Below are 18,736 nucleotides of genomic sequence, written 5' to 3'. Positions count from 1 at the left end.
CCGCCGCTGCAGCCACTCCACCAGCGACGCGACCCCCAACGAGCCCTCCGCGGCGGCGGCGTGCAGGCTCTGCCCGACGTGCCGCAGGTCGGTCAGCCGGCGCTCGCCGAGCTCGGTGGCCAGCACCCGCTCGACCAGGCCCGAGCCGACCAGCACCTCGAACAGGGCGGCGACCCCGCGCTCGGCCAGCACCTCGGTCCACGCGTGCAGCCGGGCCCCGAGGTCGTCGAAGGCCGCGTCGTCGTCGGACGCCAGCCGCGCGGCCGGCCAGCCCACGAAGTCGGTGAGCGCCGCGGCCCGCGCAAGGCCGGGGCGCTGCGGCTTCTCCAGCGCCTCGAGCAGGGTCAGCCAGTCCGCGGCCGCCCCGGACAGGAACACGCTGGTGGTGCTGGTCAGCACGACGGGTACGCCGACGGCAGCCAGCATGTCGCGGACCGTGGCGCCGTCGTCGTTGCGCTGCACGAGCACGGCGACGTCGGCCGGGCGCACCGGCCGCTCGACGCCGGGGTCGCCGTCGCTGAGCACCGCCCCCGAGGACAGCAGCCGGACGATGTCGGCCGCGACGTCGCGGGCGACGTACGGGCGGACGTCCTTGACCGCCAGCACGTCGGTGCGTCCGGGCCGCAGCTCGGTGCGGTCCACGACCCGCAGCCGGACCGGGGTGTCGTCGGGCGCACCGCGCAGCCGGCGTCCGGCGTGGGCCGCGTCGACCGGGTGCACGGTGATCCGCCCATCGCCCAGGGCCGCGCCACCGAGGACGTGCGAGAGCCCCTGGACCAGCGCGGCGTCGCTGCGCCAGTTGGTGCCCAGCGTCTCGGTCACCGCGGCCGTGCCGGTGGCGTGCAGGTAGGTGACCACGTCGGCGCCGCGGAACGCGTAGATGGCCTGCTTCGGGTCGCCGATCAGCACCAGCGTGCGGTGGCCGTGGAACGCGCTCTCCAGGATCTCCCACTGCACCGGGTCGGTGTCCTGGAACTCGTCGACCAGCACGACCCGGTAGCGGCTGCGCACCCGCGAGCGGGCGTCCGCGCCGGTGCCCGGGTCCACGAGGGCGTCGCGCAGGTGCACCAGCAGGTCGTCGTAGTCCATCACCCGTCGGCTACGCTTGCGCTGCTCGACCTCGGTGCGCACCCGGTCCGCGAGCCGCCGCAGGACGTCGGACTCGGAGTCCGGGTCGGCGCCGACCGGCTCGAGCCGGGCCTGCCGGTCCGCGACCGCGGCGTTGGCCACCGTGAGCGCGCGGGCGTAGCCGATCGGCGGGGGCGCGCTGCCGGGCCGGGCGTAGGCGCGGAGGTACAGGTCGCCGGCGACCTCGGCGACCACCTCCGACACGGTCTCGGTGAAGGTCAGGTCGGCGTCGACGTCGGCGGCCACCCCGAGCCCGGCGAGCATCTGGTGGCAGAAGCCGTGGGTCGTGGCGATGGTGGCCGCGTCGAAGTTCGCCACGGCGTGCGCCAGCCGCTCCCGTCGTACGTCGACCACGTCGGCCGGCCCGGTCGCGAGGTGCCGCTCGACCTCGTCGCCGGAGGCGCGGGCGGCCGCGGGGTCGGCCAGCGCAACCGCTGTGGCGACCAGACGCTCACGCACGCGCTCGCGGAGCTCGACGGTCGCGGCCCGGCCGAAGGTGACCAGCATGAGCTCGTCGATGCGGGCCACGCCCTCGGCGACGTAGCGGGCCGCGAGCGCCGCGATCGTGTGCGTCTTGCCGGTGCCCGCGCTGGCCTCCAGGACCGTGGTCCCGGTGGGCAGCTCGCCGGTGAGGTCGAAGACGTCGCTCATGCCGTCACGATCCGCTCGCACGAGAGCAGCGGCTCCCAGACGACCCGGGCGAGCTGGCCGAACAGCGTGCCTTCCTCGGACCAGCCCAGGTCGGCGCGCACCGGGGCGGTCAGCAGGGCACCGAGCGGGCGGTCGCCCCAGACCCGCAGGTGCTCGGCGTCACCGAACTCGCCGATCTCCCGGCCCTGGTGGCTGCGGCGCCACTCGCCCTCCGCCTTCAGCGTGCTGGCGGCGACCGGCGACCCGCGGTGCCGCTTGTCGGCGTAGGCGCCGGACGTCTTCGGGGCGAGCGGGAGCGGTGCCTCCAGGCCGGCGCGATAGACCGCGACGAGCTCGGCCAGCCGGGCCACGGCGTCGGCGCGCGGCGGCGGGACCAGCTGGGAGAGAGTGGGGGTCCGGCCCCGGCCCACGGTGGCCGCGGTCCAGTCCCGGTCCTCGTGCGCGGCGACCAGGAGCAGGAGCTGCACCCAGGCCCGCAGCCGGTGCTTGAACCCGAGCTTGGAGTAGACGACCCGCACCAGCCGGTCGCCGTACACCCCGGGGACGGTGCCGGACACCCGGACGAGACCGGGCAGCGTGACGGCCGCGTCCAGGACCATCGCGCCGCCGGTCCGCAGGCCCTCGGTCTGGGCCACCAGGGCGTCGACCTCGTCGGCGACGGGGGTCACGACGGTCTCACCGAGCGGGCCCGGCGGGAGGTCGCCGCGCAGCCACTCGGCGCGCACGACCTGGCCACGCGGGACCCCGGCGAGCCGGTGCTCGAGCAGCCGGTGGCCGACGTGGTACTTCTCGAGGGCGTCGAGCTCGATCGGCACCGCCTCGGCCGGGTCGTCGTCCTCGGAGAACATGCTGAGCCCGAGGCGCTGGCGCAGGAACGTCTTCACCGGGGCCTCCAGGAAGCGGACCAGGTCGTCGAGCTCCACGACGTCCCCGTCCGCGGCCGGCGGCAGCGGGCGGTCCAGGAACGCGGTCGCGGCGTGCCGGGGACCGCGCAGCGCCAGCGCCCCGTCGTACGAGGCGGCGTCGAAGCTGAACGGGCCGGGGGCTCCGAGGTCGCCGTCGACGAAGTTGCGCGCGTCGAAGGGCTGCAGCGGGTGCCGGACCAGCACCGAGCCGCCCGGGACCATCCGGTCCACGACGTCGAGCAGCTCCCCGAGGGGTACGGCGGGCGGGCGGACCGCCCCCGTGCGCTCGTCGGCGCCGGTGTAGAGCACGACCAGCGTCTCCCGCGCGGCGAGGACGGCGTCCAGGAACAGCTGCCGGTCCTCGGAGCGGACGTCGCGCTCCCCCACCCGCGGCGACCGGGCCAGCACGTCGTCACCGTCGGCGTGCGTGCCCCGCGGGAACACCCCGTCGTTGACGCCGAGCAGGCACACGACGCGGTGCGGCACCGACCGCATCGGCACCATCGTGCACATCGTCAGCTGCCCGGTGCGGAAGTTCGCGCGGGTGGGCCGCCCGCGCAGCCGCCGGGCCAGCAGCGCCCGGACGTCGGCCAGGCCGAGCAGCGCGGCGGCCGCACCGTCGCCCGCGGAGGTGAGCACGTCGGTGAGCTCGCGGCGCGCCTCGGCGGTCTGCCAGGCGTCGAACGGCGGGGTCCAGGTCAGGTCGTCGACGGCGGTGACCAGCGTGTCCACCCAGGCGCTCAGCGGCTGCGGCGAGCGCAGCGCCCCGACGGTCAGTGCCAGCCGGTCGACGAGCTCGGCGAACCGGCCGGCGAGGTCGGCCTCGTTGCTGTCCACGTCGTCGAGCGGCAGTGCGAGCCCGACGGTCCGCAGCTCCTCCTCGTCCATCGTGACCCCGACCAGGACCCGGTCGAGCCCGGTCTGCCAGGTGTTCTGGGGCACGCCGTCGAGGTGGTACGGCGCCCGGTCGGCCGCGTCCAGGCCCCACCGCACACCGGCCCGCCGGACCCAGTCGCCGACCCGCTCCAGCTCGTCGTCGTCGAAGTCGAAGCGGGCCCGCACCGCCGGCTGCGCGGCCAGGTCGAGGACCTCGGGGCCGGTCAGCCGGGCGTCGGCCAGGTCGAGCAGCCGGGCGACGACCGTGAGCACGGGATTGGTCTGCTTCAGGGCCCGGTCGGCCAGCCGCACCCGGAGCCGGTGCCCGGGGTGGCCGGCGGACGGGCGGCCGGCCTCGTCGAGGGTGTCGACGTCGAGGCCGAAGGCCGCGGTGATCAGCGGGGCGTAGGACTCGATGTCGGGGCACATCACGATCACGTCGCGCGGCTCCAGGGTCGGGTCGTCCTCGAGCATCCCGAGCAGCACCTCGCGGAGCACCTCGACCTCGCGCTGACGGCCGTGGCAGGCGTGCACCTGCAGCGACCGGTCGCCGGGCACCGGCTCGTGCACGCCGGGCGGCCGGTCCAGCCGGAGGTCCTCCTGCAACGCCGAGAGCAGGGTCGGAGCCGGCTCCCCCACCGGCAGGTACTCGTCCACCGCGGGCACCCCGCCCGCCGTCGCGAGCCGCACCTGCATCTCCCGCGCGTCGCGCCCGCAGGACCCGATCAGCGGGTGCCGCGGCAGCGCGGCCGCCGGGTCGTCCCACCGGCGGGTCACCACGGGTTCGATCTGCGCCACCCGGTCCCACAGCGCGTGGGAGGGGTGCGAGAGCCACAGGTGGACGTCGCGGTGCTCGCCGAGGGCCGCGAGGACCTGCACCTGGTCGCTGGTCAGCCGGGTCGGCCCGAACACCGAGAGGCGCGCGGGCAGGTCCACCACCGAGGGCTCCTCGCGAAGCCGCCGGCAGGCAGCGTCGACCCGCTCGGCCGGGCTGTCCACGGCGACCGCGGCCCGCAGCCGGCGCCACAGCTCCGCCTGCCAGACCAGGTCCTCGTCGAGCGTCCGGCCGTCGCCGTCGGTGTCCGCGCCGGCGGCCCACTCGCGCAGCAGGGCGGGCCGCTGGACGCCGTACGCGGTGAACAGGCCGGCCAGCTTCTGCGCGGTCGCGACCCGGCGGCCCCGGTCACCGGCACCGTCCCCCGCGCCGTCGACGGCGCCGTCGAGCAGGCCGAGGTGCCGGCCGAGGGTGCGGCACCACCGCTCGGTGCCGCACCGGTCGACCACGTCGAGGAGGTGCCAGGTGAGCCGCTCCTCGCGCCAGGGGTCCTGGTCGGGGTCGATGCCGGACGCGACGGCGACCGCGTCGGCGACCAGGCGGGAAGGGTTCGGGAACAGCACGTTGGCGCAGATGCCGTCGGCGGCCCCGGCGGCGGTGCCGAGCGAGGTGGACAGCGTCTGGGCGATCCAGCGCTCGACGCCCAGGGACGGCACCGCCACCAGGTCGGGGGTGAACGGGTCGGCGGGAACGCTCGCGAGCAGCTCGCCCAGCCCCCGGACCAGCGCGTCCGCGCGGTCGGAGCGGTGGATGCTCAGCGTCACGTGTCTCCCCTCGTCGGCCGACGTCGGACCCGACCCTAGGCCACGGCGCCGACGGTTCCGCGGCGGCGTCCGGACCCGCCGTCGGGCCCGCCGTCGGACCCACCGTCCGGACCCGGCGAGGGTGCGCCGGCTAGGGGAACGTCACCCGCAGGATCCGGTCGTCGCCGGAGCGCGGCGTCCCCCGGCCGTCCCGGTTCGACGTACCCACCCACAGGGAGCCGTCCGGGGCCGCGGCGACCGCCCGGATCCGGCCGTGCCCCTCGACGTACCGGCGGATCCGGCCACGGTCGGCGCCGCGCAGCACCACGGAGTACACGCACTCGCCCCGCAGCGCGCCCAGCCACGCCCGGCCGTGCAGGACCGCGATCCCGCTCGGCGAGCAGGCGTCGGTGTCCCAGGTCGCCAGCGGGTCGCGGTAGCCGCCGGGGCCGTCCGCCCCCTCGACCGCCGGCCAGCCGTAGTCGCCTCCGCGCTCGATCCGGTTCAGCTCGTCGGTGGCCTGGTCGCCGAACTCGCTGGCCCACAGCTGTCCCCGGCCGTCGAACGCGAGCCCCTCGACGTTGCGGTGCCCGTAGCTCCACACCGGGTTCCGGAACGGGTTGCCGCCGGGTGTGCCGCCGGTGTCGGTGACCCGCAGGATCTTGCCGTTCGGCGAGGACCGGTCCTGCGCGCTCGCGGAGGACTCGGCGTCCCCGGTGGAGACGAACAGGTGCCCGTCCGGCCCGAAGGCGAGGCCGCCACCGTTGTGGTGCACCGAGGTGCGGATCCCGTCCAGCACGAGCCGTGGCCGGTCGAGCCGCCCGTCGCGGTAGCGCATCCGGACGACGCGGTTGTCGGTGCTCGTGGAGTGGTAGGCGTAGACCCACGGGTCCGAGGCGAACCGCGGGTGCAGCGCCAGGCCGAGCAGGCCCCCTTCCCCGCCCTGGTCGACGTTGCTGACCACCCCGGGAACGGTGGTGACCACCTGCGTGCGGCCGTCGCCGGCGACGCGCAGGATCCGGCCGGTGTCGCGCGAGGAGACCAGCGCGTCCCCGTCGGGCAGGAACACGATGCTCCACGGCACGTCGATGCCGGTGGCCAGCGTGCGTGCGGCCCCGGGCCCGCGGCGTACGTCGGACGGGCCGGCCGTGCCCGCGGAACCGCCGGCCGTCGGGGTCGGGGCGGAGGACGGCGCCGAGGACTCGCAGGCCGCCAGCAGCGCGGCCACCGGTGCCACCGCCGCGCCCCGCAGCAGGGTGCGGCGCGTCGAGCGGGGTGCTTCGCGAGACGGCGCAGGCATGTCTCCATGGGACCTCACCGGCCCAAACCGGCCGGCCCCGCCCGGGCCGGCCGTAGGCTGACCGTCCGCCTGCGAGAGGAACACCGTGGCACTGGAGCACCTGGGCACGCCCGAGGCACCGACGTTCGGGCTGGACACGTTCGGCGACCGCGGCACGGGTCCGGACGGCCGCCAGGTCACGCACGCCGAGGCGATCCGGCAGGTGGTGACCGAGGGGGTGCTGGCCGACGAGCTCGGCCTGGACTACTTCGGTGTCGGCGAGCACCACCGCGACGACTTCGCGGTCTCCGCGCCCGACGTGGTGCTCGCGGCGATCGCGGGCCGCACGTCCCGGATCCGGCTCGGCACCAGCGTGACGGTGCTCAGCTCCGACGACCCGATCCGGGTGTTCGAGCGGTTCTCCACGGTCGACGCGCTCTCGGACGGCCGCGCCGAGGTGACCCTGGGACGCGGGTCGTTCACCGAGTCCTTCCCGCTGTTCGGCCTGCGCCTGGAGGACTACGAGGTGCTGTTCTCCGAGAAGCTCGACCTGTTCGCGGAGGTGCTCAAGGAGCAGCCGGTGACCTGGACCGGCACCATCCGCCCACCCCTGGAGGACCAGGTCGTCTACCCGCCCACGGCGTCCGGCCGGCTGCCCGCGTGGGTCGGCGTCGGCGGCACGCCGCAGTCGGTCGTGCGGGCCGCGCACTACGGCCTGCCGCTGGTGCTCGCGGTGATCGGCGGCTCCCCCGGCCAGTTCGTGCCGCTGGCCGACCTCTACCGGCAGGCGCTCGCCGAGTTCGGCCACGACCCGCTGCCGATCAGCATGCACAGCCCCGGCCACGTCGCGGAGACCGACGAGCTCGCCGTGGAGCAGATGTTCCCCCACCAGCGCGACGCGTTCACCAAGATCGGCCGGGAGCGTGGCTGGGCGCCGTACACGCGCGAGGGGTTCGACGCGATGACCGGCCCGACGGGCGCGCTGTTCGTCGGCTCGCCGGAGACCGTGGCACGCAAGATCGCCTGGGCGGTCACGACGCTGGGGCTCTCCCGCTTCCAGCTGAAGTACTCGGTGGGCACCCAGCCGAACGCCGACCGGCTCACCTCGATCCGGCTGTACGCCGAGCAGGTGGTGCCCCGGGTCCGCGAGCTGCTCGCCGACCCCACGGGCTGAGCCTCACCCGCCGAGGTCGCGCCGGTGCCGCTCGTAGGTCCGGATCTTGTCGATCACGATCGTGGACAGCGGGGAGTCGAGCTCCCGGTGCTCCCACGCCGTCTCCTTCAGGTCGTCGACCAGCGCGCGCAGCGCCTCCAGCTCCTGCCGCTCGCGGGGCGCGAGCGTCTGGACGGCGCCCGTCGTCGAGATGGTCCGGACGACCAGCCAGGTCACCCCGACGACCAGCAGCACCGCGATCAAACCGCCTGGCAGCATGTCGTGCCCCTTCCTCCGCCTGCTCCCAGGCTAGGTCGCGGAGAGGTGCCGGCGAAGGGGACGCCGTCCGCTGTGGGCCGCCCGCCACACTGGAGTCATGCCGGGCCTCTCCGTCTGCCTGCTGCTCGACGAGCGCGCCGACCGTGCTGTCCGCGGTCTGTGGCGCCGGCTCGAGTACGACGGGGTGCGCACCCTGGCGACGTACACCCACGGGCGGCACGTCCCGCACCTGACGCTGGCCTCCCTCGGCGGCGACGACCCCGTGCCGGCGGAGGCGCTCGCCGCGCTGTCCAGCTCGTTGCCGCTGGAGGTCGACCTGCACGCGCTGGGCGTGTTCACCCGCAGCCGCTGCTGGCTGCTGCCGACCGTCAGCATCGACCTGCTGCGGCTGCACGAGTCGGTGGCCCGCACCCTCGACGGCCGGGCGGTGCACCGGCACTACCGGCCCGGCGCCTGGCAGCCGCACGTCACGTTGGCGCCCCGGATGGCGGCCGACGCGCTGCCCGTGGTGGCGACCCGGGTCTACGAGGTGCTGCCGCTGCCGGCCCTGCTCAGCCGACTGGTGCTGGTGGACACCCGCACCGGCGAGGTGCACGACCTGCCCGGGCAGCCGTGAGCGGCCTACCCTCGAGGCATGCGGGGTGACCGGGTGGAGGTCGTCGTGGACGCGGGCAACGAGGTCCGCACCTACGACATCGTCGCCACGCGCAACGGCCGGCGGGTCGAGGTGAGCACCGGCCGGGGCGTGGTCGAGGTCGTCGAGGTGACCCGCAGCGGGACGCCGGTGCGCACCGCCCGGTTCATGGCCAGCCGGATCCTGGCGCTGGTCGAGCACCCGGCCGGGACCGGCGACGGCGCTGCCGGCACCGGTCCTCGGCCGTGACGTCCTCGGCCGCGGCTCAGCCCCCGACGACCGACTCCCTCGCGACGACGTGCTGCACCGGGACGTCGTACCGCTCCCGGGCGTCGGCGACGACCCCGTGCCGCAACCAGGTGGACCGGTCCTCGGGGTGCGTGGAGATCACCACGTGGTCGGGCCGGAAGTCACGCATCGCCTTGTCCAGCGCGACGAGCGGCCGGTAGTCGCCGAGCTCGCCGTCCACGGTCAGCCCCTGGCCGCGCAGCGTCTCCAGGGTCTGGTCGAGGCGCTCCGTCGCGCTGCGGGCGGCGGCCTCCCACACGAACGCCGCACCCTCCCGCTCCGCGTCGCCGGTGTCCACCGGGTTCGCCGGCACCACGACGAAGTACTCCGCCGTCTCGCTGCCGTCGATCCGGTGCAGCGCCTCGTGCAGCGCGCTGTCCTCGATGGTCTGGTTGGCGAGCACCACGATGCGCTGCGCCCGGGTGGTGTCCGCGGCCTCCTCCGGCGCCACCGAGCCGCCCTGCCAGCGGGTGACGGCGTAGAGCACCAGCACCACGCCCCAGGACAGAAGGCTGAGCAGCAGCTGCGAGCGGGTCTCGCTCTTCACGCCGAGCTGCACCAGCACCGCGACGATCCCGACGGCGGCGAGGATCGTGAGGTACGGGAACGCCCACATCTTCACCTTGAGGTCGGCCTCCGGCGTGCGCCGGCGCAGCACGAACTCCGAGAGCGCGATCAGCAGGTAGACGAACAGGATCACCGCGCCCGACGAGTTCAGCAGGAAGGTGAACACCCTGTCCGGCGAGACGTACGCCGCGATCACGCTGAGGAAGCCGATCACGGTGGAGAAGAGGATCGCCCACACCGGCACGCCCCGGCGGTTCACGGTGATCAGCCGCATCGGCGCCTCGCGACGGGCGGCCAGCACGAACAGCATCCGGGAGGCGGTGTAGAGACCGGAGTTCAGGCAGGACAGCACCGCGGTGAGCACGACGGCGTTCATGACCTGGTCGGCGTACGGGATGCCCATCTCGGTGAACGCGGCGACGTACGGCGAGGCGCCCAGCTCGGTGCTGTTCCACGGCACGATGCAGACCAGCAGGAACATCGACCCGACGAAGAAGGTCGCCACCCGCAGGATCACCGACTGGGTGGCCTTCGCGATCGCCTTCTCCGGGTCGTGCGACTCGGCGGCGGCCACGGTGGCGATCTCGGCGCCGACCATCGAGAACACCACGACGACGATGCTGGAGAAGATCGCCCCCACGCCGTTCGGGAAGAACCCGCCGTGGCTGGTGAGGTTGCTGACGTCGAAGGAGTGGTTCGGCCACACCCCGAGGACGTACAGGGTGCCGAGGACCAGGAACGCGATGATCGCGAACACCTTGATCCCGGCGAACCAGTACTCGAACTCGCCGTACGACCCGACCGACACCAGGTTCGTCGCGGTCATCAGCACCATCAGGCCCAGGGACAGCAGCCAGAGCGGCGCGTCGAACCAGAAGGTGATGATCTTCGCCCCGGCGACCGCCTCGAAGCCGACCACGATCACCCAGAAGTACCAGTAGAGCCAGGCGACCGAGAAGCCCGCCCAGCCGCCGAGCGCCTTGCGCGCGTAGTCCGCGAACGAGCCGGTCGTCGGGTTGGCGGTGGCCATCTCGCCGAGCATCCGCATCACCAGGATGATCAGCACGCCGGTGACCAGGTAGCTGAGGAACGCCGCCGGGCCGGTCTCGTTGATCACCACCCCGGACCCGACGAAGAGTCCCGCCCCGATGACGCCGCCGATCGCGATCATCGTCAGGTGCCGTTGCTTGAGGCCCCGCTTGAGCTCGGTGGGCTGGAGGTCGGTGGATCCGGTCATCACACGCCTGCTTTCTCGAGAGCTTCTTCCGCAGCCGATCCCCTCACCGATACCCGGGTTCCGGCCCGCGGACACCACCCCTGCCACTATGGCCCGTATGGAGTGGGTCTGCGAGTACTGCGGCACCGGAGGCGAGTCCTCCGCGCCCGTCGACGAGGTCCAGTGCCCGGCCTGTGGCGAGCCGGTCACCCCCCGGTGACGTCGTGACCCTGTCCTGACGGTGGCCTCAGCGGGCCCGTAGGTGCCGCAGCACGGCGGGTCCCCCCGACCTCCTCCACGAACGCCGGGTCCCCCACGACGACGAGCTGGTCGCGGGCCCGTGACAGTCCGACGTACAGGCGTTCGCGGGACCGCTCGGCCGGCTCGGTCTCGTTCAGCGCCAGGATCACCGCCGGCCGCTCGAGCCCCTTGAAGCCGAGGACGTGACCGTAGAAGACCTGGTCCTGGTCCCAAAAGGTGTCCCAGTACTGCGTCGGGCCGGCAGCCTGCCGCGCCTTCTGCTCCGGGTGGCGGCTGCCGGTCGTGAGCAGCGCGACGTCCTCCGGTCGCCACCCGGCGTCGAGCAGCGCGTCGACCTGGTCCTCGGCCACGTCGAGCGCCTCGCCCGCCGAGCACTCGACGAAGGTGATCTCCGGGCCGTTGACGTCGCCGAGCCGCATCCGGATCGGGGCCAGCGTCGAGAAGCTCTCGGCGATCTGCCGGGTGTTGCGCAGGTTCTGGTCCAGGACCAGCGGCACCAGGCCGGCCGGCGGACCGCCGAAGCGGGAGAACACGCGTTGTCCCTCGTCGGAGAAGACGTAGAGCCCGCCGGCGTCCTCGTCCTTCAGGGCAGCCAGCGCGGCCGGCCACCACAGGTCGGCGAAGTCCTGCGCCTCGTCGACGACGACGGCGTCGAACAGCTTGCCCACCGGCTGCTGGGCCCCGAGCCCGACCATCAGCTCGGGCAGCTCGACCTCCCAGAAGTTGCTGTCGTCCTCGCGGCCCGTCGGCGCTCCCCACTCGACGCCGAGGTTGTGGAACGTCCCGACGTACGCCGGTCGCTCCTTGCGGGGCAGTGCAGCCACCCGGCGCTCGAGCCAGGCCGCGAGACCGCGTGAGTAGCAGGTGAGCGCGACCCGCTGGCCCTCCCGGCTGAGCCGGCGGGCCTGCTCGACCGCGAGCCAGGTCTTGCCGCTGCCCGCGCCGCCGCGGACCTCGACGCGGTTCAGCTGGCGGGCCGCGCCGAGGATCACGGACTGCTCGGCGCTGAGCCGTTCGATGGTGTCCTCGCGCTCCGCGGCCTCACCGATCAGGTCCCGCTGCGGGAGCCCGCGCCCGTTGAGGGCGTCCACCAGCGCGTACAGGTCGTCGTGGTCGAGCACCCGCTTGTTGTTCGCCTGCCGGGCCACCACGTCGCGCAGGAATGTCGCCAGACCGGGCAGGTCGGAGCGGCCGGCGACCTGCCAGCGCTGCGCGTCCAGCAGCGCGAACCCGTCGTCGACCTCGGTGTAGGGCAGCACGACCGCGTGGCCCCAGCGCAGGTCGGTGCGCCGGCCCCAGCGGGGGTCGCGGTCGAGCCACTCCCGCAGGGCGTACTGCGCCTCGCGGGCCTGCTTGACCGGGTGGATGCGGGTCTTCGTGCCCCGGCGGTCGATCCACCAGTCCCCGTCCTCGCACCACACCTGGCTGCCCTTGACCTCGGCGATCACGATCCCGCCGTCGGCGAAGGCGATGCCGATGTCGATCTCGTGGTCCTTGTCGCGGGACGAGATGCGTTGGCCGCTGAACAGCACGTCGTCCGGACCGAGCTGGTCGCGCAGCATCTTCCAGACCAGGTCCTCGCTCATCGTGGTGAAGGTCGGCTGGGGCGGGAGCAGCACCGGGCTCACTGGTCGAACAACCCGGGCTCGCGGGTGTCGAGCCCCGGCAGGACGTCGTCCCGGGTGCGTCGCCGTGGCGGCCGGGGTCCTCGACGTCCGTCGTACGCGGGCGCCTCGAGGAGTCGCTCCGCTTCCTGCTCGACCACCAGCCGAAGGGCCTGACGCAGCACGGTGGTCATCCGCTCCGCCGTCCGGCTCTCGACGTCGCACACCTCGGCGAGGTCCTCGGGGTCGCCCTCGAGCAGCAGCTCGTCCCGCGTGAGCGCCCAGGTCCTCTCCCGCTCGCTGCTCCAGGTGACCAGCTCCAGGATCAGCTCCCGGTCGAGGTCGCAGACGGCCGCGGCCATCTGCGGGGTGACCGATCCGGGTGCCTCGGCGTCGATCTCGATCAGCGTCCGCAGCGCCGGGTGCGCGGCCTCGTCGAGGTCCGGTTCCGCCGCCTCCGTCTGCTCGAGCGGCTCGCTGCCGAACGCCAGGGACCCGCCCACGCGGGTGGCCAGGTCCTTGTCGAGGCGGTTCACGGTCCGGCACATCAGGTCCAGCATCGCCCTGAGGTGCAGCGGCGCGAACGGCAGGGCGGGGACGTAGAGGTAGGCCATCACCGTGTCCTCGAGCAGCAGGAACTTGAGGAACTGCACGTCCCGGTTGAGCACGGCCACCTCATACGCCGCCCGCTCGAGGTCCGTGACGTCGTGGACCAGCGCCGAGAAGAGCTGCACCACCGGCGCGTTGTCCAGGACCCGGACCCAGACCAGGCCGCTGCCGTTGACGACCGGCACGTCGTCGTCCGAGTCGTGCTCGGGCAGGCCGCCGAACAGCGGGACCAGCGCCGCGTCGACCAGGGCCCGCAGGTGGTCCGCGTCGCCGGGGTTGACGGCGAGCGCCTCGTCGACCTCGGCGTCCTCCTCGAGCGCGGGGCGCGGAGCATCGGTGGTCGCCACGTCGTCGGAGGACAGGAACGCCGGGTGCGCGACGCCGAAGACCTCCCGGAAGGCCCGGACCGTCATCACCGCCAGCCGGTCGGCCTCGACGCGCTCGGCGTCGACGTGGAAGTTGGTCGACCCGGAGTCAGCCTCGTCGTCGGGACCGTGCGTCGGGAGGATCCAGCCCATCTCGACGAGGGCGGCCACCTGCGAGACGTCGAGCCGGTGCGCCTCCGCGAGGTAGGCGTTGCTGGACAGCTCGCACCGCACGAGGTCCTCGCCCCAGGCGCAGAACTGGACGTACGGCGCCGCGCCCTCGTCCGCGTCCCCGACCGACGACTCGGCCTCCACGAGGGCGACCTCGTCGTCCTGCATCGCCGCGACGTGGTCGGCCAGCCGGCCCCGGAAGGCGCTCCAGGCCAGCGTCGTACTCCGGTCCAGCTCCGACTCTGCGAACTCACCCATGGTGTCCCCCGTGCTCTCGACCCCTCACCAACCACCTCAAGGTATCGGCGAGCACCGACAGTTTCGGTGATCCACGACACCATGGCCCGCCCGCGTGTGAGGAGGCCGGCGGCCGGTGTCGTACGTTGGCCACATGCCTGACTGGAACCTGGTGACACCTGCGCACGTGCTGTCCGCCCTCGAGATGTGCGATCGGTTGGGCTCGCGGGACTTCGTCAGCCGCTACGGGTACCGGAACGCGCACGCCTACCGGCTCTGGCACCGCGGCGCCGAGTACGACGCCACCGCGATCCTGGGCGTCGCCTACCTCCACGCCACCGGTCAGCCCGCCACCTGGGAGGACTTCGCCGACGGCCAGGACGGCGCCGCGAAGCTGATGACCGAGCTCGGCTTCGACGTGGTCATGGAGGAGCAGAGCGTCGCGACGACCCGCGCCCGCGCCGCGACTCCCGTGAAGCGCGTCGCCAAGCCGGAGCGGGTCTTCAAGATCTGCCCCCAGTGCCAGATGGCGCTCCCGTCCACCGGGATCTGCGACAACTGCGACTGAGGACCGACCTGGGCTAGACGAGGTACGGCAGCCGCGTCTCGTAGGGATTCGTCGGCGGTGCGAAGTACTGCTCGACCGTCCGGCGTCCCACCGGGAGCACGGGAGCCAGGACGCGCCGCAGCACAACCACGGAGTCGGGGTCGACGGACGCAGGATCGTCGCCGAGCCGCACCCACACGTGGCCGCCCGGCCCCTGGAGCAGCTCGGCGCCCGGCACCTCCAGCAGCCGGTCGCTGCCGCCGACCGCATCGGCGTGCGCGGCCGAGAGCAGCGTGCCCCAGCCGTACCCCCACACCGTGCGCTCGAAGTCGCGGTCGGCCGGAGAGACCTGGGCGACGATCTCCCAGGCGCTCTCGGGCTGTACGGCGTCGACGACGTCGAGCGTGACGTAGCCCGACTCCGCGTCCAGCGAGGTGGCGGCGTCGAGCAGCCAAGCGGTCGCTGCGCGCACGAAGCTCGACCAGTCGCGCACCGCCCACCCGTGCACCGACCACGCGACCGTGGCCGGGCGACCGGGCAGCAACCGCGCGACAGCGTTGACCGGGTTGACGGTCGGGTCCGGCGGCAACAGGTCGTGCGGCACATCCTTTCGAAGGCCGGCCACTCCCCCCTGACTCCAGCACCGAGGCGGCCGAGCGGACTGTGTCCCAGTCCCGACCGCGCGCCGGGCGACCGTGGCCGCGTTCGAGGTCGTCGTCCGGAGTAATGACGGTGGTGCACCAGTCGAAGTCCACGAACATGGCCGGCAGCACCACCTCCTCGACCGCCCGACCCAAGGCGTCGACAGCCGCGCGGGGGTCGGCCGGCGGACGTCCCAGCGCCACGCCGACCAGCAACCGCTGTGGAGGCTCGGTGTCCATGGCGTCATCTTCGACCATGGCGGCGACAGTCCTCTGCGTTTCTGCATGCCAGGGCCCACCCATGTTCGAGCGTCCTAGCCTTTGACCGATACCGCGACGTCGGGCCAGTGCGTCCCTCAGGCTCTTTGGTCGGCAGGTCTTCGGTCGGCGCGGTCTAGGTTCTCCGGTTGAACCGGACCTTGCCGTCGGGGAGTCGTCGCAGGTCGTAGCTGTCCGGGTGGTCGGCCATCCGGTGGTGGGCCGGGCACAGCGAGATGCCGTTGCTGGTGTCCGTTGGGCCTCCACGGTTGGAGGTGGTGGTACTCGACCCAGGCGGGTGGCCGGTCGCAGCTGTGTGCGGCGCAGCCCTGGTAGCGGTGGTTGATCGCGTGCTTCTGGTAGCGGTCGAACAGCCGCCGCTCCCGGCCCACGTCCAGCGGCACCGAGTCACCGCCCAGCACCATCGGGATGATCCCGGCCCGGCAGGCCAGCCGGCGAGCCTCCCCGGCCGAGACCCGGTGCCCGGTGTCAAGGGCCGCCACCCCGAGACCGGAGACCAGCGCGTCGAGGCCGATCGTGACGACCACGGTGAACGGGGACCCGTTCACCTGGGGCAGCGCGCTGAGGTGGTGCTCGAGCAGCTCCATCAGCCCGTGCCCGAGCAGGGTGGCGTGCGGCAGCTTCGCCCTGGTCTCGGGATCGAGGCGTGCGTCACCGATCCGCCGCGGGCTGGTCAGTGCCTCGAGGGCTTTCTTGAGCAGGTCCGCGTGCAGGGCGGGCAGCCGGAACCGGCCGCTGCTGGTGCCGTCGCCCTGGTCGTGGATCGTCAGCTGGGCCAGCGCCCGGGCCCGGGCCTCCTCCTTCTCCAGCCTGGCACCCTCGACCGCGTCGGCGGCCTCGGGGCAGACCACCTCGAAGAGCCGGCGCCCCAACCTGCGCAGGGTGCGGGCGTCGAAGACCCGGGCCTGCTCGAGCAGGTGTGCCTCGGCCCGGGCCTCGGTGCCCGGGGGCAGCTCGTCGTACTCGGACGTCAGTCGTTCGACGGCGTCGGTGAGGATGCCGGCCTTCTCCGCGTCGATCAGCCCGGCCGCGAGCGCGGTCCGGGTCTGGCCGAACCGGGTGTCGAGCTTGGTGGCGAGGTGCAGGTCGCGGTGGCAGCGGGTGGTGCTGGTCCGGGTGGCGTGCGCCAGCCAAGCCGGGGTGCTGACCGCGCCGGTGTCGGCGCCGATGTCGTCGCGGTCGGCCTGCACCAGCACCCGCAGCTCCAGCTCGTGGAGCCGGTTGCGCTGCCGGCGCAGCTCCACCAGCGCCTCGCGCTGCTCGGCTGGGGTCATCGACCAGGTCGGGGTCTCGGCGAGCCGGTCCAGGGCGCCCGACAGGGAGGTGGTGAACCGCAGCACCGGATGCCCGGCGGGCGGTTGCCCGACCGGTGGCGGGGGTGGTGGTGCGGTCACCGAGGTCATGCCACCACGCTAGGAGCCCGACGCTGCCTGCGCTCGAACGAGTTCTCGACCTGGGGAGAACCCGGATCGCCCTGCAGGTGTGGACGAAACCTGGTTACGAACTCACCCTGGCCAGTTGCCCAGCCCGCCCACGATCACTCGTGGTCCCGACCTTCCTCGAGGTCGTTCTCGGGCACCCACCGCAGTCGATAGAGCCGATCGGCCCACGCGAGGAGCTCGTCGTGTGCCTCGAGGTTCTCGCCCCGCCAGCGTGCCGGGAAGGCAGCGACGCCGTGCAGCGCACCGAGCAGGTTCCCCAGGATCGCCGCGATTGTGTCGGCGTCGCGCCCTCCCATGACGGCGGCGACCAGTCCCTCCTCGGGGTCGTCCGCGTAGGTGAGCAGCAGCCACAGCACCACCGGCATCGTCTCGAGCACGAAGGCACCGTTGTAGAAGTGGCCAAGGACGCGCTCGACCGGGGCGCCGAGCAGCGCCTTCACCTCCCCGATCCGTTCGGCGAGGCTCCGCCTCGACCCGTTCCCCCGGTGAGCAAGCCGCGGCAGGTCCAGGTCGTCGACCGACGCGACGACGGAGCCCAACAGTTGGTCGGGGTCCAGCGACCCGCTCCGGGACGCCAGGCACTGGTTCACCGCGGAGGCCTGGACGATGGCCGACGCGACCGCCGTGAGGTCGGCGTGGGTCGGCACGGTCCCCAGCGCAGCCGCGAACCGCAGCTCGTCCGGTCGCCCCGCGAACCGCAGCGCGTACGGCGCTGCTCGCATGGCTGCGCCGTTGCCGGCCGAGGCCGCCCCGGACGCCCACCACCGACGACCCCCGCTGAGGTTGGCGAGCGCCTCGTAGGTGGCCCGGCCGATGCCACGACCGGTCCGACCCCAGACCTCGATCGCGTCCGCGAGCAGGTCCGGGTCCAGCTCACCGGAGCCGGCCTCCGCGAGCCACCGCGCGTTGACCAGGGTGAGCTGGGTGTCGTCGGTGAACGTGCCGACCGGACCCGACCGGTAGCCACGCCAAGGCTGGAATTCGCGCAACCCGCCCTCGTAGCGCCGCCACATCTGGACAGCGGACCGACCTTCGGCCGGCCGACCGAGCGCATCCCCGATGGCGCCCGCGACCAGACATCCGCGGTACCGGTCACGCAGGACGTCGGACGGCCCGGGCACGGGAAAGGCCGAGGGCGACCCGGACCAGGCCGGCGGCGCCAGGCCGATCTCGGTGAGCTGTGCTGCGGTCGTCTTCATTCGTCCTCCGAGCTAGGAGTAAGAGGCGCCGTGACGGCACGGAGAGCCGAGGGGTACGCCTACGCCGTCGTACCGAGGTTCAGCGGCGGGAAGATCCGCTCCGCTTCCCCCCCGCCGATAGAGCTGCGCCGGCCGTCCCACGCCTCCATCTGCCGACTTCCCGGTCTCCACGAGGAACCCGTCGGCCCGGGTGACCTTCCGGTGGAAGTTGGCCGGGTCCAGCCGGAGGTCCCACATGGTCTCGTACACCCGGCGCAGCTCCGCGATCGTGAACTCGGCCGGGCAGAAGTCGCATGCCAGCGGGGTGTACTCCAGCTTCCCCCGGGCCCGCTCGACCGCGTCGGCCAGGATCACAGCGTGGTCGAAGGCCAGCAGCGAGTCGTCGCGCAGCAGCTCGTCCACGCGGTGCCAGTCAGCCGCCGCCGCGTCCGACCCACCCGTGGCCTCGCCCAGGTCGGCCGCGATGGCCAGGAAGGCCACGCTCACGGTGCGTCCGCGCGGGTCCCGGTCCGGTTCGCCGTACGTCGCCAGCTGCTCGACGAACCGGGGCGCCTCGATGCCGGTCTCTTCACGGAGCTCCCGGCGGGCGGCGTCCTCGAGGTTCTCGTCGACCTGCACGAACCCGCCCGGCAGCGCGAGCCTGCCCTCGAAGGGCGGCCCCCCGCGTTCGACCAGCAGCACCTGGAACGCGCCGTCCCGCACGGTCAGGCAGACGACGTCGACGGTGACGGAGAAGATCGGGTAGTCGCTGGTGTAGGCCACGACCCGACAGTATTGGTCCAAGTGACCACAAGCAACCGGATCCGTGTTATGGTCGTATTGACCAA

The 18,736-nt window shown here is 73.4% G+C and carries 14 protein-coding genes and 1 pseudogene; 4 read left to right on the top strand and 11 right to left on the bottom strand.

Annotated elements, in window-relative coordinates; all coding sequences use genetic code 11:
• Positions 1–894: 894 nt before the first annotated feature.
• From KRR39_RS24385 to KRR39_RS05560, 3 genes and pseudogenes are all read right to left on the bottom strand, one after another.
• Positions 895–1,779, bottom strand: a pseudogene (locus KRR39_RS24385) (UvrD-helicase domain-containing protein); the annotation flags it as partial.
• Positions 1,776–5,159: an exodeoxyribonuclease V subunit gamma gene (gene recC, locus KRR39_RS05565; protein WP_216941100.1), complete on the bottom strand. Its 3,384-nt coding sequence runs from the start codon at positions 5,157–5,159 to the stop codon at positions 1,776–1,778. The pseudogene KRR39_RS24385 and the gene recC, both read right to left, overlap by 4 nt.
• Before the next feature lie 130 nt (positions 5,160–5,289).
• Positions 5,290–6,438, bottom strand: a complete 1,149-nt coding sequence (locus KRR39_RS05560) for a PQQ-dependent sugar dehydrogenase (protein WP_216941099.1) — start codon at positions 6,436–6,438, stop codon at positions 5,290–5,292.
• An 85-nt stretch (positions 6,439–6,523) separates the two neighbouring features.
• On the opposite strand from KRR39_RS05560, the gene KRR39_RS05555 reads away from it, so the two are divergent.
• Positions 6,524–7,591, top strand: coding sequence for an LLM class flavin-dependent oxidoreductase (locus tag KRR39_RS05555; protein ID WP_254185535.1), 1,068 nt, complete (start codon positions 6,524–6,526; stop codon positions 7,589–7,591).
• Between the two features lie 3 nt (positions 7,592–7,594).
• On the opposite strand, the gene KRR39_RS05550 is transcribed toward KRR39_RS05555, so the two are convergent.
• Complete coding sequence (locus KRR39_RS05550) at positions 7,595–7,849, bottom strand: hypothetical protein (protein WP_216941098.1); 255 nt, start codon at positions 7,847–7,849, stop codon at positions 7,595–7,597.
• A 97-nt stretch (positions 7,850–7,946) separates the two neighbouring features.
• On the opposite strand from KRR39_RS05550, the gene KRR39_RS05545 reads away from it, so the two are divergent.
• Together KRR39_RS05545 and KRR39_RS05540 are read left to right on the top strand one after the other, a co-directional pair.
• Positions 7,947–8,465: a 2'-5' RNA ligase family protein gene (locus KRR39_RS05545; RefSeq protein ID WP_216941097.1), complete on the top strand. Its 519-nt coding sequence runs from the start codon at positions 7,947–7,949 to the stop codon at positions 8,463–8,465.
• An 18-nt stretch (positions 8,466–8,483) separates the two neighbouring features.
• Entirely contained in the window at positions 8,484–8,732 is a 249-nt protein-coding gene (locus KRR39_RS05540) for a DUF8836 family protein (RefSeq protein WP_216941096.1), read from the top strand.
• A 16-nt stretch (positions 8,733–8,748) separates the two neighbouring features.
• On the opposite strand, the gene KRR39_RS05535 is transcribed toward KRR39_RS05540, so the two are convergent.
• The 3 genes from KRR39_RS05535 to KRR39_RS05525 all read right to left on the bottom strand — a co-directional run bounded on the left by KRR39_RS05535 (position 8,749) and on the right by KRR39_RS05525 (position 13,822).
• A complete protein-coding gene (locus tag KRR39_RS05535; RefSeq protein WP_216941095.1) occupies positions 8,749–10,575 on the bottom strand; it encodes an amino acid permease in 1,827 nt (608 codons plus the stop codon).
• Between the two features lie 185 nt (positions 10,576–10,760).
• Positions 10,761–12,401: an ATP-binding domain-containing protein gene (locus tag KRR39_RS05530; protein ID WP_254185534.1), complete on the bottom strand. Its 1,641-nt coding sequence runs from the start codon at positions 12,399–12,401 to the stop codon at positions 10,761–10,763.
• Between the two features lie 38 nt (positions 12,402–12,439).
• Positions 12,440–13,822, bottom strand: a complete 1,383-nt coding sequence (locus tag KRR39_RS05525; RefSeq protein ID WP_216941093.1) for a T3SS (YopN, CesT) and YbjN peptide-binding chaperone 1 — start codon at positions 13,820–13,822, stop codon at positions 12,440–12,442.
• Positions 13,823–13,955: 133 nt separating this feature from the next.
• Between KRR39_RS05525 and KRR39_RS05520 the strand changes: the two genes are divergently transcribed.
• Positions 13,956–14,369, top strand: a complete 414-nt coding sequence (locus KRR39_RS05520) for a ScoMcrA-related endonuclease (RefSeq protein ID WP_216941092.1) — start codon at positions 13,956–13,958, stop codon at positions 14,367–14,369.
• Positions 14,370–14,382: 13 nt separating this feature from the next.
• Here the strand turns inward: KRR39_RS05520 and KRR39_RS05515 are convergent, their stop codons facing one another.
• The 4 genes from KRR39_RS05515 to KRR39_RS05500 all read right to left on the bottom strand — a co-directional run bounded on the left by KRR39_RS05515 (position 14,383) and on the right by KRR39_RS05500 (position 18,671).
• Positions 14,383–14,952, bottom strand: a complete 570-nt coding sequence (locus KRR39_RS05515) for a DNA polymerase III subunit delta (protein ID WP_216941091.1) — start codon at positions 14,950–14,952, stop codon at positions 14,383–14,385.
• Between the two features lie 393 nt (positions 14,953–15,345).
• Positions 15,346–16,671 (bottom strand): DUF222 domain-containing protein, encoded by a 1,326-nt coding sequence (locus KRR39_RS05510; protein ID WP_216941090.1) that lies wholly within the window; start codon positions 16,669–16,671, stop codon positions 15,346–15,348.
• A gap of 134 nt (positions 16,672–16,805) precedes the next feature.
• Positions 16,806–17,909: an ADP-ribosylglycohydrolase family protein gene (locus KRR39_RS05505; protein ID WP_216941089.1), complete on the bottom strand. Its 1,104-nt coding sequence runs from the start codon at positions 17,907–17,909 to the stop codon at positions 16,806–16,808.
• 12 nt (positions 17,910–17,921) lie between these two features.
• Complete coding sequence (locus tag KRR39_RS05500; RefSeq protein WP_254185533.1) at positions 17,922–18,671, bottom strand: NUDIX hydrolase; 750 nt, start codon at positions 18,669–18,671, stop codon at positions 17,922–17,924.
• Positions 18,672–18,736 lie beyond the last annotated feature (65 nt).

Origin of the sequence: Nocardioides panacis, from assembly GCF_019039255.1 — a bacterium.
In the GTDB taxonomy this organism is placed as follows: Bacteria; Actinomycetota; Actinomycetes; order Propionibacteriales; family Nocardioidaceae; genus Nocardioides_B; species Nocardioides_B panacis.
This window is presented reverse-complemented; position numbering and strand designations above follow the sequence as displayed.